A 25,682-nucleotide genomic window follows, 5' to 3' on the forward strand; every position below is an offset into this window, starting at 1 on the left:
ATTAAGTACGAGTCCTCAGCTATTTAAGTTTTTTCTTCATAAAAAATACAGTCCCAATTTATTAGGACTGTAACTTAGATAAATAGGCATATTATTAAAAATTATTTTACTAAATCATATTTTCAGGTCTTACAATCCGATCGAATTCTTCCTCCGACAAATAACCAGTTTTTAATGCGGCCTCTTTAAGTGTCAAATTTTCGTTATAGGCTAATTTCGCAATTGTTGCTGCTTTTTCGTATCCAATATGAGGATTTAATGCTGTTACAAGCATAAGCGATCGATTTAGATTTTGTTCAATGATTTCTATATTTGCTTCTATGCCTTTTGCACAATGATCGTCAAATGAACTGACTGCGTCTGAAAGTAGTCTAACTGACTGCAGAAAATTATAAATAATGACTGGTTTGAACACATTTAATTCAAAGTTACCTTGACTAGCAGCAAAGCCGATTGTCATATCATTTCCAATTACTTGTGTTACAACCATTGTTAATGCTTCTGATTGAGTTGGATTTACTTTCCCTGGCATAATGGAACTTCCTGGTTCGTTTGATGGAATTGTTATTTCACCTATCCCACTTCTAGGCCCACTAGCCATCCAGCGGACATCATTTGCGATTTTCATTAAATCTGTTGCCAATGCTTTTAAAGCGCCATGTGTAAAAACAATTTCATCATGACTTGTTAATGCTTGGAATTTATTTTCAGCTGAAACAAAATGAAGTCCAGTTAACGAACTAATTTCTTCAGCCATCATCGTTCCGAAACTCGGATGTGCATTAATTCCTGTACCAACAGCAGTCCCACCAATTGCTAACTCGGCAACATATTTCATACTATCTATTATCATATTTTCACTTTTTTCAAGCATTCGATGCCAACCACTGATCTCTTGACCTAGAGTTATAGGTGTTGCATCTTGCAAATGGGTTCGGCCAATTTTTATAATCTGTTTAAATTTATTCATCTTTTCGTTTAATGTCATTTTTATATTTTTTATTGCAGGAAGCAATTGCTCATTTACTGCTAGAACACTTGCAATATGCATTGCTGTTGGAAATGTATCATTTGAACTTTGAGACATATTCACATCATCATTTGGATGAATTTTTTGATTGATTCCTTTTTCTTCTAAAATTTTATTACCAAGGTGAGCGATTACTTCATTAACATTCATATTTGTTTGTGTACCACTTCCTGTTTGCCATACAACAAGTGGAAAGTGTTTGTCATGCCTACCATTTACTATTTCATCTACTGATTCAACGATTGCATCTGCCTTTTCAATATCTAATATACCTAGTTTATGATTTGTAATTGCTGCACTCTTTTTAATTAGTGCCAAAGCATAAATTAATTGAATAGGCATTTTTTCAGCACCGATTTTAAAGTTTTCAAAACTTCGCTGTGTTTGAGCTCCCCAAAGTTTATCGACCGGTACTTTTATCTCACCTATTGAATCTTTTTCAATTCGATAATCCAATTTTTTGCCTCCTAGTTTATCATTACTAAAACATATGTAAATAGATGGTTTCGAAGTCATAATTTATATCATTTAAAACAACAACTTCATGTTTGTTTATGTATATTGCTTTGCTTAATGAAATAAATTAATGATAGTTTAAAATAAAAGTAAGCTAACCGAACAAAACCGATTAGCTTACTTTTATTTGTCTTTCATTTTCTATTATTTCTTTTTTTCATGTTCAAATTCATTATTTAACATTATATAAATTCTAAAGTGATTAATTAAAATAAAATTGCATCTAATGCATATTTTCCAGGACCAATTAAAGCTAACCCAATAGCAACTGAAATTAATGTTAAGTTGTATTCGTATCCATTAGCTGTTGCCCATAAACCATTTGGCCCATGAACTTTAATAATTGCTATTAACATTGTTGCCGCAATGATTAATCCTGCAACTGGTGTTAATAGACCTAATGCAAGCAAAATTCCAGCGATCAGTTCTGCTAACCCTGCTAAAAGTGCCATCATTACACCCGGTTTCATGCCGATTGAATCAAACCATCCACCTGTTCCTTTTAATCCATATCCACCAAACCAGCCAAATAGTTTTTGAGCTCCATGACCTACAAAAAGTAAACCGATTACTAAACGAATAATTAATAAACCAATATCTATCATCTTTAAATCCTCCTAATTGTTTTTATCTTTAATTAGAGATAATATTTTAAAAAAATTTTTATTAGATTGGTTACTACACAGTATTTAAAAGACCAATTCTATTATGAACCTAATAAACAATATTGCTTTTTACTATATATATTTCCCATATTAGTGCTTAAAAAGTAAAACAAAGAGTTTTGCATTCATTATCCAATAATCACACCTCCAATTATTTCAAATCAAAATATCTTGAATACGAGATAATAATATTATGAAAAAACAAAGATGTCAATATAGATTAATAAAAATTTTTTCTACAAGATTTGAGTTTACATTCTGAGGTTCTTTCTAATAAGTATTTGAATAAATCAATAATAGATGGATGATTACTTGACGTCTTTAGTTTGATCACTTAATCATACGTATTTTGCTTAAAAACAAATTACTAAAAAAAGTAATGGGGGGAAATCACGTTGAAAACAAGTGTTTTTTACAATATGAAGGAAAGTACCGTTCAATGACCTTTCAAATGTGGAGTCCATTCCCTTGTTTCTACATATGGATTTTGTAAATAACAACGTTCAATGATTTGTTTATCTATCTTCAGCCATTTCTAACAAGTTTTGAAAGGCAAGTTCAGGATCAACAGATAAACCAAGAACTTTTGCCCTTTTTTTGCCATAAAAAATCACCCCTTAAAATCAATGTGGATCAACTGTGATTTTATCAACATCTACTTTAAGGGGCATCTACCTTTGTTTTATATTATTTAAGACTTAACCTTTATGAAAAGTTTATAGCATCCAAGACCAATCATTTATTTGGAGTAGCATTAACACCACGGATGCCAATGCGATGTTTTTCATAAATTGGGTTTGTTCTCCCATTTTTTGCATTGGGTCTTCTAATGTCCAGAAATTGTGAACCGTAAATGCTGATATCACCAAGAATAAAACAAGTAATAATACTCCTAGACCAACATAAAAGCCAGTTAATATAGTAGCTCCTCCAATTATTAGCATAAGTCCCGAAACGATAACGGAAGTACCTGGCATAGGAATCTTTTTATATTGAGATGCTTGTTTTAACCCTTGGAAATTAGAAAAATGATTAAAACCCACCATTATAAAATAAACCCCAAAAAGAACACGACCTATTAACCATATAATACTCATTCTAAATTCATCCTTTTTTAGTTATTTGTTTTATCTATCTCGAATTAAAGTATTATTAATTCAAGATAGATGTTAATACTGATGCAAATTTGATTCTCTGCTAATGGAACGATTTGATCATCAAGCTAGCAATCTAGTCCGGCAAAACGAATCTAATGCCACGTCTGACTACAACAAGAAAAATCATACAGATACTAAAGTCCCGTAGAGGCCATTTAATGAATAAACGACATTTTTAGAAATTTGATACCTTAAAGTTTAGTACTACCATGCTCTATAATTATTTTATCGCAGCCTTTTTGAAAGTTTGTAAAAACACATTTACTGGCTGTAAACCTTGAATGATATATTGACCATCAACGATAAATGTTGGAACACTGTGGATACCTTTTGTATTTGCATCCCGTCTATCTGAATCGACTTCCTTAGTAAAAGCATCAGAATCAAGAATTTTTTTAGCTTCTTCCTTATTTAAGCCAACAGAGTCAACAATTTGTAATAATTCCTGTTCGTTATTTAGATTAGCCCCTTCTGTAAATAATCCATAGAAGAATGCTTCAGTTATATCTCTTGCTTTCCCAAACGATGCAGCCCATTTTGTTAAACGGTGTGCCTTTAACGTATTAGATGCCTTCATAATTTCATAATTGTAGTCAAGTCCAAATTGATTCGCTTCGTTTTTTATTTGTGCTGTTCTCAACAGCATCTCTGCCTTTGTTTTATTGAACTTTTTCGCTAACATCTCTACCGTTGGAATAGCAACCTCAGTAGATGCCTCAGGTGTTAACTGAAAAGATTTGAATTCAAATTCAATTTCTTCGTCGCTTTGTTCGATAACTTGATCTAATAGACGTTTGCCTATATAGCTAAATGGACATGTAAAATCAGCATAAAATTGTACTTTCATCATATTTCCCACCTTTTTTTAATATGTTCCTTGTATAAATGTTCCATTTCTATAACTAGCAAATGCTTCATTGATTTCTTCAACTGTATTCATAACAAATGGCCCTCTTGCAACAACAGGCTGTTTAATTGGTTTCCCAGCGAAAATGACAAATTTTGTTCTTTCAGTTGCAGAAAGAGGTATAATGTCTGCTGTTTCATTCTGTTCAAAGTGCACGACATCAAACGTATTAATGTGTTGTTCACTTATCTTAGCTTTTCCTTCTAGCATATATAAATAACTATTGTAGCCAGCTGGAATAGGAAACTCATAGCTTGCACTCTCTTCAAGTGAAACTACGGTGTAAAGGAATGGCGTAAACAGTTTTAATGGAGATGCCACACCATTCACTTCACCTGCATATATTTCAATCTTGCCTCCTTCAATAGGAAGAACTGGTACTTGTCTATATGGTAAATCTTCATATTGACCAGGTACTTTTTTGTCCTCACTCGATAAATTTACCCACAGTTGAAGTACCCGAACGTCTTCACCTGGGTCTGGATTCTCATTATGAATAATGCCGCTTCCTGCTGTCATAATTTGAAAATCCCCCTCATATAATCTTCCACCACCGCCTGTTTTACTATCATAATGTTGTAAATTTCCCTCAAGAACGTATGTCACAGTCTGTATCCCTTTATGTGGATGATCAGCAAATGTATTATGAGCAAATTTGTCATCAGCTAAAATGATAAAGGGATCATTATTCATTAAATTGTTAGGCTGCATCACATAGCGTAAGTGGCGACCATCACCTTGTTGCAATGGAATAGCTTGTGTTGTACGAATAGACAACATTATTAACACCCTCCTCATTATTTTTATGCAAAAATTTTATAGTTTTTGTCCATCAACCTAGTTAGATTTTAGCAATACTTTACCTGGTATTTTCTTTTCAATAATTGCTTCGTGAGCTTTTTTAGCTCCTTCTGCCGTTAATGGAAAAGTCATCGCAGTTTTTAACTTTAATCCCACTCGTTTATTCAAATCAAACAAGTAATTAATTGCTTCTTTTTCAGTCATTGAAGAAGACCTTCCACGCATTCCAATGATTTCAACGTTTTTATTGGACACAGTTGTTTGGGGATCAGTGGTTAACGTAACATAGCGTCCGCCTTCTTTTAATAAATTGACACCATTTTCAACACCTTTACCAAGAAGCGAAGCATCAATGACTACATCTGCTGATCCTTTTATTTTTTCCATCTCTTTTTTTTCATTGTAGTCTACAAATCGATCTGCTCCCAAGGAAAGTACATACTCTTCATTTTTCGTACTTGCAACTCCAATAACTGTCAATCCACAATCCTTTGCTATTTGTGCAGCTATACTTCCTACTCCTCCTGAAGCACCCAGAATCACTACAGTCTCTCCTTTTTTAATACGGCCATACCCAATTAATGCCCAATAAGCTGTAATCCCAACACCAGAAAAACCAGCTGCTATTTCTATATCCATATCCTCTGGCTTCTTAAAAATACGATTGTTATCTGCAACAACATATTCGGCATACCCAGCATTTTGCACCTTTGCAATGACTGTCTCCCCCACGTGTACGTTAGTAACTTGACTACCGATTTTTTCAACGATTCCTAGCACTTCAGTCCCGGGAAAAACTACTCTATTTAAGGGAATCCCTCCAGACCAAGCACCACTACGAACAATGGTTTCTACAGGATGTATGCTAGAATACAATACTTTGACTAAAACTTGATTTGAATTCATTTCAGGTACAATCACTTGAAATTCTTCAAAAACCGAAGGACCACCATATTTACAATAACCTACTGCCTTCATAAGTAACACTTCCTTTTCTGCTAATTGATTTTAAACACGTATGTCACATTCTGCATATCTTTATGCGGTATATGCAAATGCAAATAGATTATGCGCATGCTTGACATCTGCAATAATAATGGTGGGATAAAGGTTCGTTATCCCTTAAATCGTAAGGCTGAATCATATAGCGTAAACTATCAGTTTTTTTGTATACAACACATGTTGTATAATTGAATTATAAAAGGCTAAGCGCCATACTACCATAAACAGTTCTATCCATCTGTCGCTTACACAACATTTCTTGAAAATTGTGGCTAAAAGGCGAGGATATAAACGACTGAGACAAAACAAAATTTGCGAAAAAAAATAGCACACCAAACCCATTGGATTGGTATGCTATGACAACTATTATTTTTAATTTTTTTCAAGGAAAAGGATTAATACTTAAACTAGCTAACATATTATCTTTTTGATTTACTTTTGTTGGTCCAATCCTCTGCTTAGCATTTTCCTTCATAAGTAGCACCAAATGTTATTACATCTATCTCCTCTTAATTCTCGACATAACCTAAGCTACGAGCATCAGGATAAAATAAAGATTCATTGGTGGCTTCAGCCAGTTCAATAATATAGCCCGGTGCCAATAGTAATCGACCTTGAGCGCCCATGATGTTTTCAGTACGTGGTTGCAAGATTGGTATGCCTAACTGTTTCGCTTTTTCATACACTGCTTCAATGGAATCCACCACAAACATACTGTTAGTGTATTGAATGAAATCGGGTAATTCGCTCAACGACTTGTCATCAATCACCACAGCAGACACATTGCCCAATACTGATTGCAAGCCGATTACTTTCAAATTGAAGTATTCTTCCAAGCGAAACTCATACTCCAAAATACCGTCCATGTGCTTAAGATAGTTATTCACATAGGCGAATTCTTGTCCAGGTTGCAAAAAAGTCGTTCATAAGGACCAGAAACCAAGTGGTTATTTAAAAAAGTGTGTTCGACGGAACTATTTTTATGTTTACTCATTAAAATCTCCTCCTATAAACATCTTATCTACAACACATATTGTGAACTGCATCCGGAATTTCGCTGTAACTGAGAAAGTTGTATGGTCTGTATAAATACCATTAAAAACTCACTCCGTTACTAACGGTTAGCGTTGACAACACGTGTTGTATAAATGTATTATAAAATGCTAAGAGCCATACTACCATAAACAGTTCTTTAAATTTGTAGTTTACACAACACTTCTTAAAAGTTGTTGACAAAGGAGAGGTTAAAAAATATGAATACGCAATCGATGGACCCCCGTGCCGTTCGGACACGACAACTGATTATCGACGCTTTCAATCAGCTAATATCTACAAAAAATTTCGATCAAATATCTGTCAAAGATATAACAGCAGTAGCGACAATTAATCGAGCTACATTTTATACTCACTTCGTTGATAAGTATGTATTACTTGATGTGGTGTTAACAGAAAGAATTAAGGATATCATGAAGGGACAATTTAACTGTAATCAGGAACTCAATGAGGAAACAGTCGTGCAAATGTTTAAATCAATTGTGCAAATACACGAAAATATGCATACGCATTGTAGGCGAGGATATAATACATTTACTCAAATGATTGAGGAAAAAGTAAAAGAGCAATTAACGTTGATTGTAACCCATATCCTACAAACTGAAAATCGCTTAGAAGCTGCAATGTTTGCTTGGGCATTGTACAGTTCTTTTGTTGAATGGGAAAAAACAGGTCAAGAGCCAGCCGAACAATTTGCGAAGAAAGCCACAACATCACTACTTCGAATAATCGATTCGCCTCACCATATTTAAAGCAACTCCTATTTATTGCACATAAAATGGAGATAAAAGGTTGTCTAACTAAGTGTAGCTGATTCAAAGGTTGGCAACCGTGTTTTTTAAGCTGTTGTAGACATAGGGTTGATAATTAGTGTTTAACGTGATTTCCCTTTAGTAAAGGTAATGAGACTAATCTAACTTCAAAAAAAATCCCGATATACTCATTAGAGCAATCAGGATTTTTGTTTTGTAAATAATTATTCAAATTATTTAACTAATGTAAACTGAGTTAATTTAAACGAATCAACATTTATTAACTTATTTGTTGCAGCACTAGATTTTGTACCTGTAGCAACAATTTTAATAGTGTGTGCTTTGTTTGCTAGATTTTGAATATCGAAAACATTTACTTTATATTTACGACTAGAAGAGTAAAGATCAATTTGCTTGATTTTTTTACCATCGATATAAACATCAGCTCTACCCATATTCTTATCTTTTAAAGCATAAACAGTTATTCCTGTACCACTAAAATTATATTGAAGTGATCCAGTAGACCCTTTTGTTTGATTAATCGTGCCACCAGATGCACTCGTATATTTTAACTTACTCCAAGTTCCAGAGTATTTAACATTAGCATCAGTGTTCTCTACTGTTTTTGTCGTTTGCACTGAAATATTTAGACTATATTGGCCAGAGCCTTTTACAGCAGATGGTACCATGTAGTACATTCCAGTTTTTGTTGGTTTAAATACAATTTTTTCAGTAGATGTAGTACTAGCAGATTTTTTCAATTCTTTCGCACCATAAATAGTTGATGTACCAATGTTGTATAATGAAAGATCAAAGTTTGCATTGGAAGGGCCAGTTAATGCGATTTCATATGTTTTGCCTGCTAATAAATTTTTAGCCCAAACATCTTTAAAGTCTTTTGCGTCAGGATTAAGACTTCCTTTTGCAGTACCTGTTATATAAATTCTTGCTTTTGTATCATCATCATTTACGTAATTAATAGATTTTGAATATGGTGTCTCAGTTTTATCCTTTGTATTAATTACGACAACATAATTATACGTTTTTCCAGCCGTCATTGCAGTTGTATCTGTATAAGACGTTGTAGTGATCGGTGTTTTATTTAATTGTACATAATCAGTTTGTGATGAATCTTTGCGATAAATAGTATACGATTCAGCCCATTTTGGAGCAGTCCATGAAATAACTGGATATTTTTTTACCGTATCAAAAGATGTTTTTAATGCAATCGGATTATCTTTTACAATGAATCGATCTAAATTGATCCCTGTAGCAGATTTTCTTGCCGCTGGATCATTTTTTCCTGTCCATACAATTCTTATTGAGTGGTTTCCATAAGTTGTAAAATCATATTTTAATAAACTTTGTTTCGATTTTAACGTATCATTATAAAGCGATGGTGATGCAATCTTTTTACCGTCAATATAAACATCGGCAATTCCTTGAGAAGGATTTTTAAAACCTTGCCATTCAATGCTTGACCCAACAAATGAGAAATTAACTTCACCTATAGAATTTAGGACTCCTGCCATTCCTTCAGAGAATTGTTCATTGAATACTGGATTCCATTCTCCATCTAAAGTTACTGATTCTGAATCATCTTCATACGATCCACCGAAATTACCAGAATAAAGTTTGTAGTTTCCTGATCCTTTGAAGTCGTAGACATTTACAAAATAGATTCCAGTTCTAGGAGCAATAAAATTAATCTTCTCTTTTGATGAATTTATGTTCTCTGAGTAAGCAACCATACCATTCTTATTATTTACACTAGTAGTTGACTCATCATATACATACAAATCAAAATCGCTTCCTGCTTGTCCATTCAATGAGAATGTGATGCCTTGGCCTTCTTTTAATGATATTGCATAAACATCATTTTTATCTTTTGTAGAATCAAGACTTCCATTTAATACACTTTTATCTAATGGAATACCAGGTGTATCATTGTCATCAAAGTTATTTAAATTTGATGATTTAACTATTTTTCCTGTGCTTACAAATCCTTTTAGTGTTTCTAATTTTGCTCCTTTTGCACTTGTATATAGTTTAAGCATCTCTGGTGACATATTCGGATGTAAACCTAATAAAATAGCAGCAGCACCCGTAGTATGCGGAGTTGCCATAGATGTTCCACTATAGTAATCGTAGCTTTGTGTATAATCAGAAACATATTTAGAATTAATGACTGTCTTTGGATCATTCGATTGTACATAATCAGCCATGTAGAAAGGGAAATCATATCGATTAACCTCAAACTTAGTATCTTTATAGATCCCTTCAGATAAACCTTCAACATTTAAACTTGGACCCATGTTAGAAAAAACATTTAAATGTAAACTATCCTGTACAAACGATGATTTTTCTTGGCCTTCTAAGGCGTTAATCCCTGTTAATAATAACTTACCACCATTCGAAAGATAATTTTTTAATAACTCAGTATCTGATTTTGTTAAAGTAGCACCTTCTTCAGAGTTAAATCCAATACCATTTCCAGAAAACCAAATTACTGCATCGTATTGTGATAAATCAGTACTTTTCATTGATAAAGAAGATTCAGAACTGATTGTAACTGTATTTACTGAAGAATACTTAGATAACAATTTTTGATATGTCGGTAAATAGTTTTTAAAGATTTTTGATAATTCAGGGATGTCTTTGAGCATGTCTGCAAGATCATTTTCATCATCTTGAACTAGTAAAATCTTTTTATTCGTGTCCGTTAAATCTAAATAACTTAATGCTTTATCAAAAGCAGCCTGTCTTTGTTTTTCAGATATCTTTTCAAATCCAATACCATCAAAGATTGCTTTGTAATTGTCTCCAGCAATTTGAGCTGATGCTCCCGCTTTGTCAATTTTTAATAATTTTGTAATATCATCGATTGGATATTTAGGGATTGAACTTAAAATGTCAACTCCAGGAGCAGCAACATCAACAGATTCTGCACCATAATTCGAGAAAGGAGCTAAGTTACCTTTATTATCAACAGCAGCTACAGATAATATATTTGAACTTTCAAAGCTTGCCGGATAAGCTTCCATTTCATCATTATCCATTCCGTCATTACCTGCAGCGGCTACAAATAAGCTATTAGAATTTGCAATTGCTTCTTCAAGTAATGGATCATATTCTCCACCACCCCAGCTGTTATTTGTAATTTTTACGCCCATACTTTTAGCGTATTCAATTGCTTCAATCGCATCTGCAGAAGTACCTCCAAAAGGACCGATGAACTTTAATGGTAAAATTTTTACATTAGGAGCAACACCAACTACTCCTTTATTATCTTTTAAACTTGGACCTTCTAAAGCTGCAGCAATTGTACCGGATACATGGGTACCATGTTCATCTCCATCAAGTGCATCATAAACGGTATTATCATCGTTATAAAAATCCCAACCATTTACATCATCAACATAACCATTATGATCATCATCAATTTTATTATTAGGAATTTCCTTAGTATTTGTCCAAATTTTACCTGCTAAATCTGGGTGGTTAATATCTACGCCAGTATCGATTACACCAACTACTACTTGCGCTTCGGGTTTTGAAAGTTTTGAACTAAAATTAGTCCAGCTTTCAGGTGCATCGACATCAATATCTACTTTTCCTACACTATCATTAATCGTTTGACCTTTATTATTAAGTCCCCATAATTGATCATAAAAGTCATTCGCATTATTGAAGTCAGAAGCATAATATTTGTAGTTCGGTTGTACCGATTCAACATTTGGATCTTTTTTCAACTTAGTTATGTACTCAGTAGAGCTTTCACCAGTTGGGATTTTTACTACTTCAGCATTTAAATTCTTTAATTTCTTTGAAGACTTTAAAGAATACTTTTTCTGAAGAGTATTAATTTCACCTGAAGTTACTTTCTTTTTGTATTTAACGATTAATTCACCTGTTTGTTCATTATGTTTTGTTACGAACTGTTTATTTTTTAATTTATCTCTTAATTTAGTTTCAATTTTAGATTCTGCCTTTTTCGGGAGTACTTTACCACTTACTTTTGGTACTTCTTTCATTTGGCTTTTTCTAACGTTTTTACCAGAGTCTACCTGATTAGTAACTGAACTATTAGCCCCTGTTACTGATGCTGCTTGAACCGTTCCAGAGTAAATACTTGAAAATAATAGAATGGTAGATACAGGTAGCGCTAAATAATTTTTTTTCTTCATTGTTGAGCCCCTTTTTTAATAGATTCAAAGTAAATTAACTAGACAAACATATGTAACAACTAACCATTTCTCCATTTATTTAAATGATAGATTAGAATTTATCACTAAATGGATTAAACTTTATATATAGTTACATCAGTTCCAAATCAAAACAGTGAGTCCCCTCCTTTCTCTTGGAATTATTTTCTAGTAAACACTCGAAAATACCTTTTAGATTACGCAAAAACAGGAATTTTGGATTTAATAATTTAAATTTCCGAGCAGTTTCAAGGTCAAATTACCTATAACATAATTAACAAAACATGTGTTTTTCTTAATATTAATAGAGTAAAAGCTATAATTGTAACAATCTCTTATTAATCGTAAGGTGTCTATAATAAAATAACATATATTTTAATATTAATTTAAAATAAATAGAAAAAATTTCCTTATTTTTTGATTCCAGGGCAAATAAATTTAATTCAAATTTTTTATACACTAGAATTAAGAGTAAATTGGGGGAATAAAAGCAATTATGTTGCTTATTACATTTAATCGGGGAATTATTAATATATTTAGTGTTTTGTGAAGTGATATTTTGTCGAAGTGTTATTTTGATTTTTTGTACAATAATAATAATGAGATAGCAAAATAGCTCATTACTAAAATAAGAATCCAAACATGTACTTAGGAATACAATTAAAAAGAGTCTCCTAAAATATGGAGACTCTCGCTTTTTAATATTGATCGCTAAAAATTCGTTGATCCAAAATAGAATGAAAAAATTCTTCTATTTCTTTGATGTCCTCAGATGCAATTCCTAGTTTATGTTCCCAGTGTTCTGGATGGTCTATATCTTCTCTGCAAAGTAGAACCATTCTTCCACTTTGAATTGATACAACCATTGCTTTGCCTAGAAATTTTTCTGAAAAGATAACAGCAAAGTCGTAGCGATGGCTACCTGCAGCGATACAGTAATAATGAATGTTTTGGTTTTCTTTCTCTTCCGATATAATGTAGAAATTCATCCCTACCACTCCTTTTTTACACCATATTTTTTACTTTGAGCATCTTACACTTAAATCGAATAGTTGCATCGATTTTTAAAAAGAAAAGAGTGTATGAACCCCCTTACTTATTAATTAGCTAAATATGTCAATTTTCCTTCATTTTAATTGTTAAAATTTTGTGACAAATTAAAAAATATGTCGTAAATGCATCAAAACTATATACAAGTAATTAAATGTAACTTTATCTTTACATATTCAAATTATTTCTCATAAAAAAGTTAAGCATTTAGTTGTTTATCTTAAACTATTTATTTTACTGAATTTAACTTTTCGGCAAATTCTTCTTCTAAGATTGCCAAACAGACATGATCATACCATTTATCTCTAATTTTTAAGTTTTTACGATAATATCCTTCTTTCACAAATCCAACCTTTTCAAGGACGCGTAAAGACGCTAAATTTTCAGGATTTACTTCTGAAGTTACTCGGTGGAACTTCAAATCTTCAAATGCAATTTTCAAAGCAAGTTTCAAAGCTTCCGTCATATATCCATGACCATTAAATTTTTCCCCAATATGATAACCAACCATACAACTTTGTTTTGGTCCTCGTGTGACAAAAATGAACTGTACTTCTCCTATTAAAGTTAGATCATTTTCTTCTTTTTTAAAAATCGCAAAATCATATCTACTATCTTCTGCACTTTTTTCCATAAACTCTTTAATACTATTCATTTGACCTTCAATTGTATAAAAATCTTCCTTTCTTAACGTAGGAGACCATTTCTCAAAATGTTCTTTATTTTCAACATGTAACTGTAACTTAGCTTCTGCATCTTCAAATGTATATGGGCGTACGATAATTTCTTTCAAAATAACTCCTCCAATAACTGATCTATATCTACGATTCATTAACCATTAAATTTTTTGATTAAAATATACGGAAAATTGTTAATAATTAAATTTTATCATAAAAAATGACAAAAATGCTATTTCTTGCACATTATTGGACAAATTAAAAAGGGGTGATTTGATGGAAGTAAAGCCGTTGTCAGAAGTCGAAAAGTTAGCCTTAAAGAAACAAAAAATATTTGACCAAAGCCATCTCCGCTACATTTTAAGAAGTATGCTTGCAAGTATGTTTATTGGATTCGGTGTAATGGTTGCTTTCAAAACTGGGAATGGTTTTTATCTAGTACATTCTCCTGTTGCTTACCCAATCGCTGCATTAACATTTGGTTCAGCAATTGTTTTAATTTGGTACGGTGGTGGAGATCTCTTCACTGGGAATACATTTTATTACACCTATGCTGCATTGAGGGATAAAATGAAATGGCCAAAAGTTGTTGAGCTCTTGGTTTATAGTTATGTAGGAAATGTTTTAGGGGCATGTCTATTTGCTTTGATCATTTATACAACTGGACTTTTTGATACACAAGACTCAAGTACATTTTTATTATCAGTTGTCGAGCATAAAATAGATAATTCTATTTTTCATTTATTCTCAAGGGGCATCTTATGTAATTGGCTCGTCTGTCTTGCCTTTTTCATACCAATGTCATTTGGTGAAACTGAAAATTTAACAAAAATTACAGCGATGATGTTATTTGTGTTTTGTTTTTTTATGTCCGGTTATGAGCATAGTATTGCCAATATGTGCTCCTTTGCGATTGCTCTTGTAATTGACCATCCTGACACAATTACCTTTTCAGGTATGATACGTAATTTAATTCCTGTTACGATAGGTAACCTTATTGGTGGAGAATTTATGATGGCTGTAATGTATTATTTTGCAAACAAACCATTTTTTGATGAAGTAGATTCAAAATAAGATTTTGGAATAATCCAAGATCTTTTTTCTTTTTAAAAAGCCTCTATTAAATTAAAATGTTGATTTTCCAAACTAAAAAAGAGGCTGTCTGTTTAGACAGCCTTTAGAGTTTCTTATTTAACTACCATGGTAGTTGAATTATTCATATCTACTTCCTTTTGCAAATTCGATCCACTTAGGTTCTTCTGACAATAAAACAGAATAAGAGGTACATCTTTGCATCGCATCCAAAAATGAAACAATATTAGCGCTTTCCCATTCCTTCTGGTTATCTAAATTATCTTGTTTCATTATCTCTAAAAATTGAATCAAATCTTTTTTAGACTTAACTTTCTGCTCAATCTCATTAAATTTCAATATGCATTACCTCTCATCTTTGATAACAATTTTAACTTCCTTATCCAACTATTGCATCAATTCGTTGCATAAATGAGTGATTCAGGTCATTAAAAAAGGTAAATCTTTATTTAATAGGACTTACCCTTCTTTACTTCTTCAAAACAAATTGCATGACTTTTTATGTGCCTTAATTTTAGCCATGTATGTTTATTCCCGTATTTTTCCCTATATTGCATTTGAGACATATTAGTTGGTAGCTAATGATTTCTTTAACATCTTTATCATGTTAACAATATCAGGTGAATTTTTATGTTTTGATTTATAACCAAGATATATCTCATTTTTTATGAAACAGTTTGGGAGGCTTATTTTAATCTCCTAATCAATTACAGCATTTTATATATTTCAATAAGGTTCTTATCTGGGTCATGAAAATGTGCAATACGTGATCTCCATTCTTTACGATCGTGTGGTTTAGTAATAAATTCAATCCCATTTTCTCTTAACCGGTTATAAGTCATATCAACATCTTCTACTTCAAATTGAAGTAAAAATTTTGTTTGAGATCCCCCTTCTAAAAATATCTTTTCCTCTCCGACCACTTCTGCCATGGCTTTTCGGGATAAAAGCTCGATTTTCGTTTCTCCATTATTGAAAAGTGCATATTCCATTTCTTCCTCGTACCAACTTATTGAAAGTCCTAATAAATCTTTGTAAAAATTGGAACTTTTTTTAAAATCATTAACCAACAGTCTGATTTGTAATAACTTCAATTCAATCTCCTCCTATTAAAATTCCCTTCATTTATAAAAAAAACCTTATGTAAACTAAACCTGTAGCCCATCTACATTTCTAGTTACCATAAACTAAATATATTTTCTGAATTTAACTTCGATATACTTACGAATAATCCCTTCTCTAAATCAAGAGAATGGCCTGATTGTTGAATAGAATGACTCATCCTTTTTAAAAACTTTTTTGTCACTTAACATCTGAGCAGTAAAATGCACCTTGTATATTACGGTTTGATAAAATTTTCGGTAATCAAAAGAAAAAAGGAGATTTAGAGAAGCTCTCTCTAATCTCCTTTTCCATAGATAGATTCACAATTTCATTAGACTGTTTATTATCCAAATCAGTTAAATAATTATTAATCTATTATTGAAATTTTAAATTTATCCTTTAAAAAATGATAAAATTTACTTTCAATTGGGTTACTAGACATACGTATTTATTACCTCCAACCGAAAGTAATATCAATACAAGAATTACTATCAAGCTTTTTTTGAGATATTTTTATGATATGCCCCCCATTTTATAGATGGATATTGCAAAGTTTAACACATCTATTTTATTCTTGACTCATTCGAACTTTGGATTGATAAAACTCCATCTTCCATATAATATACTTGATCACAATAACTTAGCATTCGTTCATCGTGCGTCACCATAATTGCTGCTTTTTCTCTCTTCTTTACCTCACTAGCAATTAATTTTACAACTTCATGAGCTCGGTTTGAATCTAAGCTTGCTGTAGGTTCGTCTGCTAGAATGATACTTGGTTGATTAAATAGTGCCCTAGCAATTGCTACACGTTGACGCTCACCACCAGATAATTCATTTGGCATTTTTGTCAACTTATTACCTAAACCAAGCTCAGTTAGTAATTCAACTGCATATTGCTGGTCATTTTTAGTTAACTTTCCAGACATTTTTTTTATTAATATTAGCTGGTCATATACAGATAAGTACGGAATTAAGTTAGATGATTGTAAAATAAACCCAATTTCATTTAAACGAAAGTCTGCAAGTTGTTTAGCATTTAACGTTGTTACATCTTGACCATTTACGCTTACTTTTCCTGAAGTTGGTTTTAATAATGCACCAATCATTGATAATAATGTACTTTTACCAGATCCAGAAGGTCCAACAATGGCAACCAACTCACCGGGATTCACAGTAAAAGAAACTTCTTTTACTGCTGTTACAATCGAATGCCCCTCTTTATATTGTTTAGAAACGTGATGTAATTGAATACCACTCATTTATTCCACCCTCCCTAAAGCTGTTAGCGGATCAATTTTTGTAATTTGTCTGACTGAAACAACAGAGCTTAATAGGCTAATGACTAATAACCCTAGTGCATATAAACCAACAAGTTTAGCATCTAAAGTAAAAGGCATATTTTTTGGAAATGCGAGTGCAGTCAAATAAGTTAATATAATGCCAATCACAATCCCGAAAAATGATAAAATAAATACTTGTGCAACAATCGCTTTTGAAATAAATTGATTAGATGCTCCAATCGCCTTCATTACACCAAATTGAGCTGTTTTTTGAATCGTAATAACATAGAAGAAAACTGCTACGATAAATGCTGAAATGACTATTAGAAAAGCAAGCATCATTAAGATTGTTCCATTTTCTTCCTTATACCCTGGCATTTCTTTTACAGCTACTTTTTTTGTTACTGTTTCAATTCCATCTACCTGTTTATCCAGCTTTTTAGCATCCAATTGTGGTGCTTTTAAAACTATGGCTTGAACAGGATTATGAATATCATTGTCAGATCCTGGTGCAGCATATTGATAACTTCTCCAAGTATCAATATTAGCAAATAATACAGGTAAATGATTGAATGTTTCATTTTCAACAAATCCAATAATTTTAAACTTCATTTTAGAATTTGAAACTAGTAATTCATCACCAAGCTTGTACCCTGCATCTTTTAAACTCTTATTTGCAAGAACACCAAATTTGTCATCAGTAGAAAGCTGTTTACCTTCTACTACACTTGGCTCAATAAAAGAACTTACCTCTATCCCAATTATGGCAACATCGGTTTTTTTACTGCTATCATCCGTTTTTTCTTTTGAAACCGATCCTAAAGAGGATCCAAAACTAGCTGCATTTTTCACATCATGATTTTTTTGAATCTCTTCCAATAAATCACCAGAAATAATCGATTTACTAAATGTAGCACCAGCAGTTTTTTCATAAACAACATAGTTGGCATCTAAGTTCTTTATGGATGCTGCACTTAGAGTAGATAGACCATTTCCAAGCCCAGATAAAATAAATACTAGCCAAGCAATTAAAATAATAATAATGCTCATCATTAAATAACGAAATTTTGCATGCTTTAATTCCTTTAATGCTAAAAACAAATCAAACACTCCCTCTAAAATAAGTTACACATATGTCACTTTGAATAAAAAAATAACTTATATGTTTCTACATTGAATAGTATACATATAAGTTACACATATGTCACTTATTTTTTATTACACCACTTAAAATTAAATTCCTTATATAGTCCATCAACTTTTCATCATCTAATCCAGAGTGATTTGGAATTGAAATACTTTGAAAAATAAACCCAAGTAATAGCTCATTAGGTATTTCCATTTCAATAAAACCCTCTTTTTTCCCTTGTTGTATAATATGGACAAGGGGCATATATAATTCTCTGTGCATCAAAGACAGCTTCTTTTTCTTATTCTCGAGATGTGGAGCATCTTTCGTTGGAATAATATCTTGCATGCCAAGTATTAAATGTAAATCCTTGTACATAAAAATTTTTTTCAGCAATAAATCAATCTTTTCTAAAAAAGTTTGTTCCTCTGGAATGGTTTTAAAACTTATCAAAACATTATTCATTTCCTCAATCATAAAATCCAATAATAATTCATCTTTATTTTGATAGTATTTATAGATTGCTGCACGTGAAACGTCTAACATTTTTGCCAATTCTCCGATTGTGAAACCTTCGTACCCAGTTTGTAAAATTAATTTTTTAGTGCAAAGGAACAAATCTACTGTATTAAATTTTCGATCTCTCCCCATTTTTTCCCTACTTTCGATTTATTACTATAGTTTTGTTTTATCCGCTTGTAATATTGTAATTGACACAATTACTTTGTAACAATTATATCCTATTTATTAATTTAAATATAATTCTTTTATATTTAGTTTGGTACCTCTTTTCATTAAATCTTCCATTAATATGATAACATTACTTGAATTACTTAACCCATGATTATTCTAAAGCATAATTTTCAACTCAAGATTTTGTATACCTAACATTTTAGTTTTAATGTTAGTCCGTTTTCATATATTAAGCCTCCTATCACTTCAATATCAAATCAACACTCTTCAAATATTTGTCTCGGTAATTTTCCTTTCTTATTTTCTGATATAAAATTACGCTTGAACTCATCTGTGAAAGTGATTCCTTTCGTACTAACTGACTTTACGTGTTGGTTTTTGGAAAGTAGATTCATTTCTTTATCAGTAAATATTTTATCGCTCATCTACTATTTCCGCTATGCCGTTTTTTCTCATTATAAACAAAAGTACCCTATAGAGGGCACTTTTTTAAGTGTCTACTCTATAGGGTACTTTTTAATTTAGGCGTTTTTTTTTGCAATAACTTAATATGCTCTCTCATATGGTTTTGGAGTCAAAGGTTTCCCATCAAGAAGGATCGATGCTTCGTTTGCCCAATAAGGATTGCTTAACATCCCACGACCAACTGCGATTAAATCTGCTTCTTCGTTGCCAAGTACAGATTCTGCAAGATTTGCATCATCCAATTTCCCTACTGCAATTACAGGGATTTCTACTTCTTTCTTTATTTGTTCGGCCAATTTGACTTGATAGCCAGGATGAGAACCAGGTCTACCTCCTGAACCGATTGGACCTTCACCACCAGAGGAAATGTGGAAAATATCAACACCTGCATCTCGGAATGCTTTAGCCATTTCTACAGAATAATCAAGTCCATAGCCTCCATCAACGTATTCTAACGCTGAAATTCGCATTATAAGTGGCATGTCATCTGGCATGACACTTTTAGCCGCTTTTATGACTTCTTTTCCAAATAAAAATTTATCTTGCCCATATTCATCTGTTCTTTGATTCGTATAAGCAGATGCAAATTGGTGAATGAGATAGCCATGTGCACCATGAAGTTCAATTGTATCTACTCCTGCAAGAACAGCACGCTCTACACCTTTTTTGAACTTTTCAACCATTTCTTTAACTTCTAAAGTTGTTAACTCATGTGGAGTTTTTGAATTCTCGCTAAAAGGGTTTGGTGAAGAGGACACTGGAATTTGGGCATCTTCAGCTTTACGTCCTGCATGAGCAATTTGAATCGCAACTTTTGCACCATATTTATGACATTCATCGATAATACGTTTAAATGCCGGTATATGATCATCACTCCAAATTCCTAGGCAATAATCTGAAATGCGGCCACGATCTTCAACATTCGTCATTTCAATAATGATTAAACCTGTACCCCCAATCGCACGGCTAGTATAATGAACGAAATGCCAATCTGTTGGAATCCCATCTTTTAAATGGACTGAATATTGACACATTGGTGGCATTACGACACGATTTTTTAATTCTAATCCTTTGAATATGAATGGCTTGAATAAATTAGACATAGTCAACGTCCTTTCACAAATTGTTTATTTAAACTTTAATCCCATATTATCCCAACCTTGTAAAAAATTCTATTTAACTGCTCAGTTCACTAAATTTATCTTACCCAAGAAATAGAATAAAAAAGTAGAAAGCATAGAGCCCTCTACTTTTTAGGTTGATATCGTTTCAAAAATTCCAAATCGTGTGATAAGCACGTTTCCATGAAAAGAAAGTGAAAATCATTAGCAAGACTAAGTAAATCATTTCACCAAATGGAATAAAAGTGATCCCCCAGTGAATTAAGGCCAATATTCCCCCTAATAATAAGGCAAACAATATTTTGATACCCGAATTTTGTTGAGCATCCTCAAATGACTCTGAAAATGGGAGTGTTCCTTTAAGATAATTTGAGCAAATAACTGTATATAAAATCGAGCTAACAAAGACAACTAATAAATCGGGAATGATTTTCATACCAAAGATTCCAATAAATAGTATGCTTAAAATAAAATAGACAGGAAAATATAGATTAGCGATAAATACCTTTAAAGTTGCACTATATAAAGGTGCAAGGTTTGATACTGGCGCTGTTTTATAGATCCAAGCTCCTTTATATTTCCCGGAATATTTTAGCATTGAAATTGCATTCGGAATGATTAAGCAAGACATATAAATTGTTAAATAACTCTTACTTACGATTAGATGTTGATAGGAGTGAATTTGTAATTGATTAAATAGAAAAACGATTGGAAGAACGAATGATAATCCTAATGATGGATAAACCTTTAGACGGAATTCCCGCTCATTTCGCATCATGTTATCAGCGAATTTAAAAAATACTTTTTCTTCATTATTACGGCAAAATACGCTAGATAGCCAATTCTTCCACTTACTGACTTTTTTTCTATTTAAACCACTATTATTAGATAATTTTTGAAGATTTTTCTCAAAGGATGGGATCATTAAACTATATAGCATGATTGCAATAATAGGTATAATTACTGCTAAAATAGTAAATCCAATAAGAAATGTATTGGTGTTACGATTTAAAATTAACTCAAATGGTGCCCCAAACCAAATAGGTGGAATTAGAAAATGATACCAAGTTGGTGAAAATGACAGATCAAAATTCACAAAGCTAAACGCTCTAGCAACAAGTTGATAACCTACTGTAATCGAGATTGATAGACCGATTTGAACGTAATTGATAATATCTTTTAATTTTTCACCATCAAAAAATCTTAAAATATAATAATAGATAATCGCTGTTAAAACTACTATAAATAAATTGACAAGAAGAAGTTCTACAATCGCTAAAAATAAAAATAAAATACCGTGTCTAAATGTCCCGACTATTACTGGTAATGCTGTAATAGATGTAGTTATTAATAAAAGATAGATTGATATATGTACCATTTTAGCAGCTGTAATCGTCTTTTTTCCAACCGGTTTTGTAAGAAGGATTCCCTTGTCTTTCACATCTAATAAGACAGTTGAAAAATCCGAGATCATCGATGTCATGATGAGAAACATAACAATGCCAAAGAAAGCGCTCATTTCATATACATAGCTTTTTCCAAAAATCACTAATGGAATGAGCATCAAACTTAGTAAAACATACATTCCTAATGATTTTATTATTCCATTTTCTTCATCTTTCTTTGTTTTCTTATTGTTTTGATTAAAAATGGTCGGTGTCCTACGACGATCCATTGTTAATTTAACGACTAAAATTTTACGCATGATTTGATATTCAACACCAAACAATTCAAATAGCGGTCGAAAAAAGTCTAAGATTTTTAGCATAGGGAAATCCTTCATATTATTCCCCCTTAACAATGGATACGAATTCCTCAGCTAAAGATTGATGTTCATTAAACCCTGTAAGCTGATTGAAAATCTGTTCCAATGATCCTTCTTTATTTTGCTCCTTTAACTCTTTAAAACTACCATCTGCTACGATTTTGCCATCATTGATCAAAATAATTCGATTACTTATTTTCTCTACTACATCCATAATATGAGACGAATAAAAAATCGTTTTCCCATTAGCAGCCAAAATGGCTAGAATTTCTTTAAATACCATTACACTATTAGCATCAAGTCCACTAAGTGGTTCATCCAAAAACAATAGGTCAGGATTATGTATTAAACTGGAAATGATAAGGACTTTTTGCCTCATCCCCTTTGAAAAAGAAGCAATTCGCGATAAGTAAACTTCCTCTAAACCAAATACTTTCATTAACTTCATAGCCTTCTCATCAGCTTCATCAAAATCCATCCCGTATAATTCGCCAACGAATGTTAAATACTCTCTAGCTGTAAGATTATCGTATAATTCAGCAATTTCAGGAACATAGCCAATTCTCTTCTTGTATTCAACATTCTGTTCTGAGATTTCTTCCCCAAAAATCTCAACATTCCCAGAGTAATTACTTTCTAATCCTAATAAAATTTTAATAGTTGTACTTTTACCTGCTCCATTCGGCCCAATGTAACCAATAATTTGTCCACGATGGACTGTTAAATCAATTCCTTTTAAAACAGATTTAGCCCCATAGTCCTTCTTCAAATCCTTTAAACACAATACGACTTCTTCTTTTGCTTCGATGATGATCACCTACTTTTAATTTAATACTTTAATATTAATAGACCATTAATCTTGTTGAAAAGAGTAAGATTTACCATATTTTGGATATTTATTGATATTTTCAGAATGATTTTTTGAAATGTAAAAACATGACATAAGATTTAGGACGTTCATTCGTGCCAATATAAAAAAGCATCGATCTGTATAATCGATGCTCCTTTAAAATTGAGTTTAATCTTTTAGCTTAATAATTATTGTAGTTAAACAGTCTGAAGCGGTGATTTTTCAATTAATGGAGATTTGTTTCCAGAATATAATACAGTCAAATTGTGAAGTGCTCGTGTACATCCAACATAAAGCAACTTAGCTTCTTGTTTCGTTTCTTCATAGTGCACATCATCTACATCGACAAGTATGACTGCATCAAATTCTAGTCCTTTAGAAAGATACACAGGTACTACTGAAATGCCACCTTCGTATTTTCTCTGTTTTGAATGAATAAAGGAAACTTCTTCTCCCGCTTTGCATAATTCACTATGTAAAATGGCACAATCATCTTCTGAGCGGCCAATAATTGCAATTGTATCCATTTTATCCTCTTTTAGTTGTTGAATCGTATTAATAATTACTTGAATTCGATTAGTTTGATCAACTTCTTGTATTTTAACTTTTTCTCCACTTCGAAATACTGGATTTGCTAAGCTAACAGGAATATTTGCCTTTTTTATAATCTCATTTGCAAAATGAATGATTTCCATTGTGGAACGATAGCTTCTATTTAACTCGTAATAAGTTACTTCTTTATCATTGAAAACATCTATAAATTCATTCCAATTATGAATCCCTTGATACTCGTGAATGGCTTGTGATAAATCTCCGAGAATGGTGAATGAATTTCCGATTGTCAATTGTTTTAATAATGCAATTTGAAAAGGTGAAAAATCCTGTGCTTCGTCGACTATTACATGATGGAATTTTTGCTTAGACTCAATTCCATAAAGTCGATTATGAATATAGACTAGCGGAGCCAAATCTTCCTGGTCCATCTCTTTCTTTTTACAATTTAAAGATGTAGATTTAATAATATCTGCTGGTATTTCGTATACAATAGAAGAACCATATGTTGTTGTGAATAAAGTTTTATAAAAGGAAAGTGCAGTATGTTTTGGCCATTGTTTCATATAAGAATTTAAATACTGGGTTGCTTTTTTCTTTTTCTCTTTTCTTCTGTTCGTTTCTTCGATCACTTTTAGCTCATTATCTATCCATTTCTTTAGCCGTGCTACAATGCGTTCTCTTCGTTTGGCAAGTGGATAATGTTTATATTCAACATCAAACCAATGTTTAAGTGTTTCTTTATCAATCATTCTTTTTTTCCATGGTTTGAAATCCTTTTCAGGAACAGCTGAGGCTTCATAAGTATCCAAACATTGATCAATATAGGTTAAAAATTGAGTCGAGCCTTTCCATTTCCCTGGACTATTATGATTAATTTCGATTCGATTGGTGCCAGTTGCGAACCATTTGTTTAAGTTATCTGATGAATCCTTTAATTTTACTTCATAGTCGAGAGTGTTTAATGCCCAATCAGAAAAGGTTGTTTGTTGAATGCCGCCTACTCCTAACTCAGGAAGTACGTTTGAAATATAATCTAGAAACATATTATTAGGTGCAAAAATAATCATTTTATCTGCCCTTAATGTTTCACGGTATTGGTAAATCAGAAATGCAAGTCGATGAAGAGCAACAGTTGTTTTTCCGCTTCCTGCCACCCCTTGAATGACTAAAGGTGTATTTTTGGATGAACGAATAATATCATTTTGTTCAGATTGAATGGTAGATACAATATCCTTTAAGCGATTATCTTTGTTTTCACTTAATCGATATAGAAGAAAATCATCAGTAGTTGATACATCTTGATCGCCTTTTACATATGTATCTACAACGCGTTGGAGATTTTTTTTGCGGATTACTATATTTCGTTTTAAATAGATCGTACCTTCAATCATACCTTCAGGAGATTCGTAATAAGCAGGTTCATCTCCCCCTGTAAACGAATAAAACATACTAGCAACAGGAGCACGCCAATCAATTATTAATGGATTTTCCGTAGCTTGTTCTGATATTCCTACTTTTCCTATGTAAACAGGTACTAACTCTTTCTGTTCCTCTTGAAAATCCATTCGACCAAAATAAGGTTCATTTTTAGCTAAGCGAAGATTTCTTCGATTCGTTTCTCGAATTCCTTCAAGAACTTGTTCGGTTACATCACTACCAGTGTATACGGGAATCCCTTCAAGTTTCGTTAGTTGCCGTTCCATTTCAGATAAAATTTTGTTTAAATACTGAAGTTCTTCATTAAATTGTTGTGTAGACATTTTTCTACCCCCTTTATGCCAATAAATAGCCGAATTTTCAGACGGAAAGC

At 32.2% G+C, this 25,682-nt stretch carries 21 protein-coding genes and 1 pseudogene; 2 read left to right on the top strand and 20 right to left on the bottom strand.

Annotation, left to right across the window (positions count from 1 at the left end; genetic code table 11):
• Positions 1 to 109: 109 nt before the first annotated feature.
• The 7 genes from fumC to CN925_RS09215 form a co-directional block, all read right to left on the bottom strand.
• Positions 110 to 1,486: a class II fumarate hydratase gene (gene fumC, locus CN925_RS09185; protein WP_098845953.1), complete on the bottom strand. Its 1,377-nt coding sequence runs from the start codon at positions 1,484 to 1,486 to the stop codon at positions 110 to 112.
• A 266-nt stretch (positions 1,487 to 1,752) separates the two neighbouring features.
• Entirely contained in the window at positions 1,753 to 2,151 is a 399-nt protein-coding gene (locus CN925_RS09190; protein ID WP_098845954.1) for a DoxX family protein, read from the bottom strand.
• Between the two features lie 776 nt (positions 2,152 to 2,927).
• Positions 2,928 to 3,308, bottom strand: a complete 381-nt coding sequence (locus CN925_RS09195; protein ID WP_098845955.1) for a DoxX family protein — start codon at positions 3,306 to 3,308, stop codon at positions 2,928 to 2,930.
• 280 nt (positions 3,309 to 3,588) lie between these two features.
• Entirely contained in the window at positions 3,589 to 4,218 is a 630-nt protein-coding gene (locus CN925_RS09200) for a DsbA family oxidoreductase (RefSeq protein WP_286138304.1), read from the bottom strand.
• A 15-nt stretch (positions 4,219 to 4,233) separates the two neighbouring features.
• A complete protein-coding gene (locus CN925_RS09205) occupies positions 4,234 to 5,055 on the bottom strand; it encodes a pirin family protein (protein ID WP_098845957.1) in 822 nt (273 codons plus the stop codon).
• Between the two features lie 57 nt (positions 5,056 to 5,112).
• Positions 5,113 to 6,054 carry an NADP-dependent oxidoreductase gene (locus CN925_RS09210; RefSeq protein ID WP_098845958.1) on the bottom strand — a complete coding sequence of 314 codons (942 nt, stop codon included), beginning with the start codon at positions 6,052 to 6,054 and terminating at the stop codon, positions 5,113 to 5,115.
• Between the two features lie 533 nt (positions 6,055 to 6,587).
• Positions 6,588 to 6,992 carry a VOC family protein gene (locus tag CN925_RS09215; RefSeq protein WP_142339209.1) on the bottom strand — a complete coding sequence of 135 codons (405 nt, stop codon included), beginning with the start codon at positions 6,990 to 6,992 and terminating at the stop codon, positions 6,588 to 6,590.
• Positions 6,993 to 7,331: 339 nt separating this feature from the next.
• Between CN925_RS09215 and CN925_RS09220 the strand changes: the two genes are divergently transcribed.
• A complete protein-coding gene (locus CN925_RS09220) occupies positions 7,332 to 7,883 on the top strand; it encodes a TetR/AcrR family transcriptional regulator (protein WP_098845960.1) in 552 nt (183 codons plus the stop codon).
• Between the two features lie 233 nt (positions 7,884 to 8,116).
• Here CN925_RS09220 and CN925_RS09225 read toward each other — a convergent pair whose 3' ends face one another.
• The 3 genes from CN925_RS09225 to CN925_RS09235 form a co-directional block, all read right to left on the bottom strand.
• On the bottom strand, positions 8,117 to 12,070 hold the full coding sequence (locus CN925_RS09225; protein WP_098845961.1) for a S8 family serine peptidase: 3,954 nt from the start codon (positions 12,068 to 12,070) through the stop codon (positions 8,117 to 8,119).
• A 716-nt stretch (positions 12,071 to 12,786) separates the two neighbouring features.
• Complete coding sequence (locus tag CN925_RS09230; RefSeq protein WP_098845962.1) at positions 12,787 to 13,077, bottom strand: SAV0927 family protein; 291 nt, start codon at positions 13,075 to 13,077, stop codon at positions 12,787 to 12,789.
• Between the two features lie 290 nt (positions 13,078 to 13,367).
• Positions 13,368 to 13,931 carry a GNAT family N-acetyltransferase gene (locus CN925_RS09235; protein ID WP_286138305.1) on the bottom strand — a complete coding sequence of 188 codons (564 nt, stop codon included), beginning with the start codon at positions 13,929 to 13,931 and terminating at the stop codon, positions 13,368 to 13,370.
• Positions 13,932 to 14,091: 160 nt separating this feature from the next.
• On the opposite strand from CN925_RS09235, the gene CN925_RS09240 reads away from it, so the two are divergent.
• Positions 14,092 to 14,889 carry a formate/nitrite transporter family protein gene (locus CN925_RS09240; protein WP_098845964.1) on the top strand — a complete coding sequence of 266 codons (798 nt, stop codon included), beginning with the start codon at positions 14,092 to 14,094 and terminating at the stop codon, positions 14,887 to 14,889.
• Positions 14,890 to 15,027: 138 nt separating this feature from the next.
• Here the strand turns inward: CN925_RS09240 and CN925_RS09245 are convergent, their stop codons facing one another.
• The 10 genes and pseudogenes from CN925_RS09245 to CN925_RS09285 form a co-directional block, all read right to left on the bottom strand.
• Positions 15,028 to 15,246, bottom strand: a complete 219-nt coding sequence (locus CN925_RS09245; protein ID WP_098845965.1) for a DUF7660 family protein — start codon at positions 15,244 to 15,246, stop codon at positions 15,028 to 15,030.
• Positions 15,247 to 15,614: 368 nt separating this feature from the next.
• A complete protein-coding gene (locus CN925_RS09250) occupies positions 15,615 to 16,001 on the bottom strand; it encodes a VOC family protein (protein WP_098845966.1) in 387 nt (128 codons plus the stop codon).
• Positions 16,002 to 16,574: 573 nt separating this feature from the next.
• Complete coding sequence (locus CN925_RS09255; RefSeq protein ID WP_098845967.1) at positions 16,575 to 17,273, bottom strand: ABC transporter ATP-binding protein; 699 nt, start codon at positions 17,271 to 17,273, stop codon at positions 16,575 to 16,577.
• Positions 17,274 to 18,395, bottom strand: a complete 1,122-nt coding sequence (locus CN925_RS09260) for an ABC transporter permease (RefSeq protein WP_098845968.1) — start codon at positions 18,393 to 18,395, stop codon at positions 17,274 to 17,276. It abuts the gene before it with no gap.
• Between the two features lie 103 nt (positions 18,396 to 18,498).
• On the bottom strand, positions 18,499 to 19,074 hold the full coding sequence (locus tag CN925_RS09265; protein ID WP_098845969.1) for a TetR/AcrR family transcriptional regulator: 576 nt from the start codon (positions 19,072 to 19,074) through the stop codon (positions 18,499 to 18,501).
• Between the two features lie 302 nt (positions 19,075 to 19,376).
• A pseudogene (locus CN925_RS21270) lies at positions 19,377 to 19,541 on the bottom strand (HTH domain-containing protein); the annotation flags it as partial.
• Positions 19,542 to 19,661: 120 nt separating this feature from the next.
• Positions 19,662 to 20,684, bottom strand: coding sequence for an NADH:flavin oxidoreductase/NADH oxidase (locus tag CN925_RS09270; RefSeq protein ID WP_098845970.1), 1,023 nt, complete (start codon positions 20,682 to 20,684; stop codon positions 19,662 to 19,664).
• A gap of 166 nt (positions 20,685 to 20,850) precedes the next feature.
• A complete protein-coding gene (locus CN925_RS09275; RefSeq protein ID WP_098845971.1) occupies positions 20,851 to 22,485 on the bottom strand; it encodes a hypothetical protein in 1,635 nt (544 codons plus the stop codon).
• 1 nt (position 22,486) lies between these two features.
• Positions 22,487 to 23,251 carry an ABC transporter ATP-binding protein gene (locus tag CN925_RS09280; protein ID WP_286138306.1) on the bottom strand — a complete coding sequence of 255 codons (765 nt, stop codon included), beginning with the start codon at positions 23,249 to 23,251 and terminating at the stop codon, positions 22,487 to 22,489.
• Positions 23,252 to 23,514: 263 nt separating this feature from the next.
• Positions 23,515 to 25,632 carry a HelD family protein gene (locus tag CN925_RS09285; protein ID WP_098845972.1) on the bottom strand — a complete coding sequence of 706 codons (2,118 nt, stop codon included), beginning with the start codon at positions 25,630 to 25,632 and terminating at the stop codon, positions 23,515 to 23,517.
• Positions 25,633 to 25,682: the final 50 nt, after the last annotated feature.

Origin of the sequence: Bacillus sp. AFS055030, from assembly GCF_002574545.1 — a bacterium.
In the GTDB taxonomy this organism is placed as follows: domain Bacteria; phylum Bacillota; class Bacilli; order Bacillales; family Bacillaceae_G; genus Gottfriedia.

Coding starts and splice junctions, on each gene's coding strand:
- CN925_RS09205 (WP_098845957.1), bottom strand. CDS start 5,055: ATGTTGTCTATTCGTACAACACAAGCTATTCCATTGCAACAAGGTGAT.
- CN925_RS09240 (WP_098845964.1), top strand. CDS start 14,092: ATGGAAGTAAAGCCGTTGTCAGAAGTCGAAAAGTTAGCCTTAAAGAAA.
- CN925_RS09220 (WP_098845960.1), top strand. CDS start 7,332: ATGAATACGCAATCGATGGACCCCCGTGCCGTTCGGACACGACAACTG.
- CN925_RS09230 (WP_098845962.1), bottom strand. CDS start 13,077: ATGAATTTCTACATTATATCGGAAGAGAAAGAAAACCAAAACATTCAT.
- CN925_RS09265 (WP_098845969.1), bottom strand. CDS start 19,074: ATGGGGAGAGATCGAAAATTTAATACAGTAGATTTGTTCCTTTGCACT.
- CN925_RS09195 (WP_098845955.1), bottom strand. CDS start 3,308: ATGAGTATTATATGGTTAATAGGTCGTGTTCTTTTTGGGGTTTATTTT.
- CN925_RS09190 (WP_098845954.1), bottom strand. CDS start 2,151: ATGATAGATATTGGTTTATTAATTATTCGTTTAGTAATCGGTTTACTT.
- CN925_RS09285 (WP_098845972.1), bottom strand. CDS start 25,632: ATGTCTACACAACAATTTAATGAAGAACTTCAGTATTTAAACAAAATT.
- CN925_RS09225 (WP_098845961.1), bottom strand. CDS start 12,070: ATGAAGAAAAAAAATTATTTAGCGCTACCTGTATCTACCATTCTATTA.
- CN925_RS09255 (WP_098845967.1), bottom strand. CDS start 17,273: ATGAGTGGTATTCAATTACATCACGTTTCTAAACAATATAAAGAGGGG.
- CN925_RS09200 (WP_286138304.1), bottom strand. CDS start 4,218: ATGATGAAAGTACAATTTTATGCTGATTTTACATGTCCATTTAGCTAT.
- CN925_RS09270 (WP_098845970.1), bottom strand. CDS start 20,684: ATGTCTAATTTATTCAAGCCATTCATATTCAAAGGATTAGAATTAAAA.
- CN925_RS09210 (WP_098845958.1), bottom strand. CDS start 6,054: ATGAAGGCAGTAGGTTATTGTAAATATGGTGGTCCTTCGGTTTTTGAA.
- CN925_RS09275 (WP_098845971.1), bottom strand. CDS start 22,485: ATGAAGGATTTCCCTATGCTAAAAATCTTAGACTTTTTTCGACCGCTA.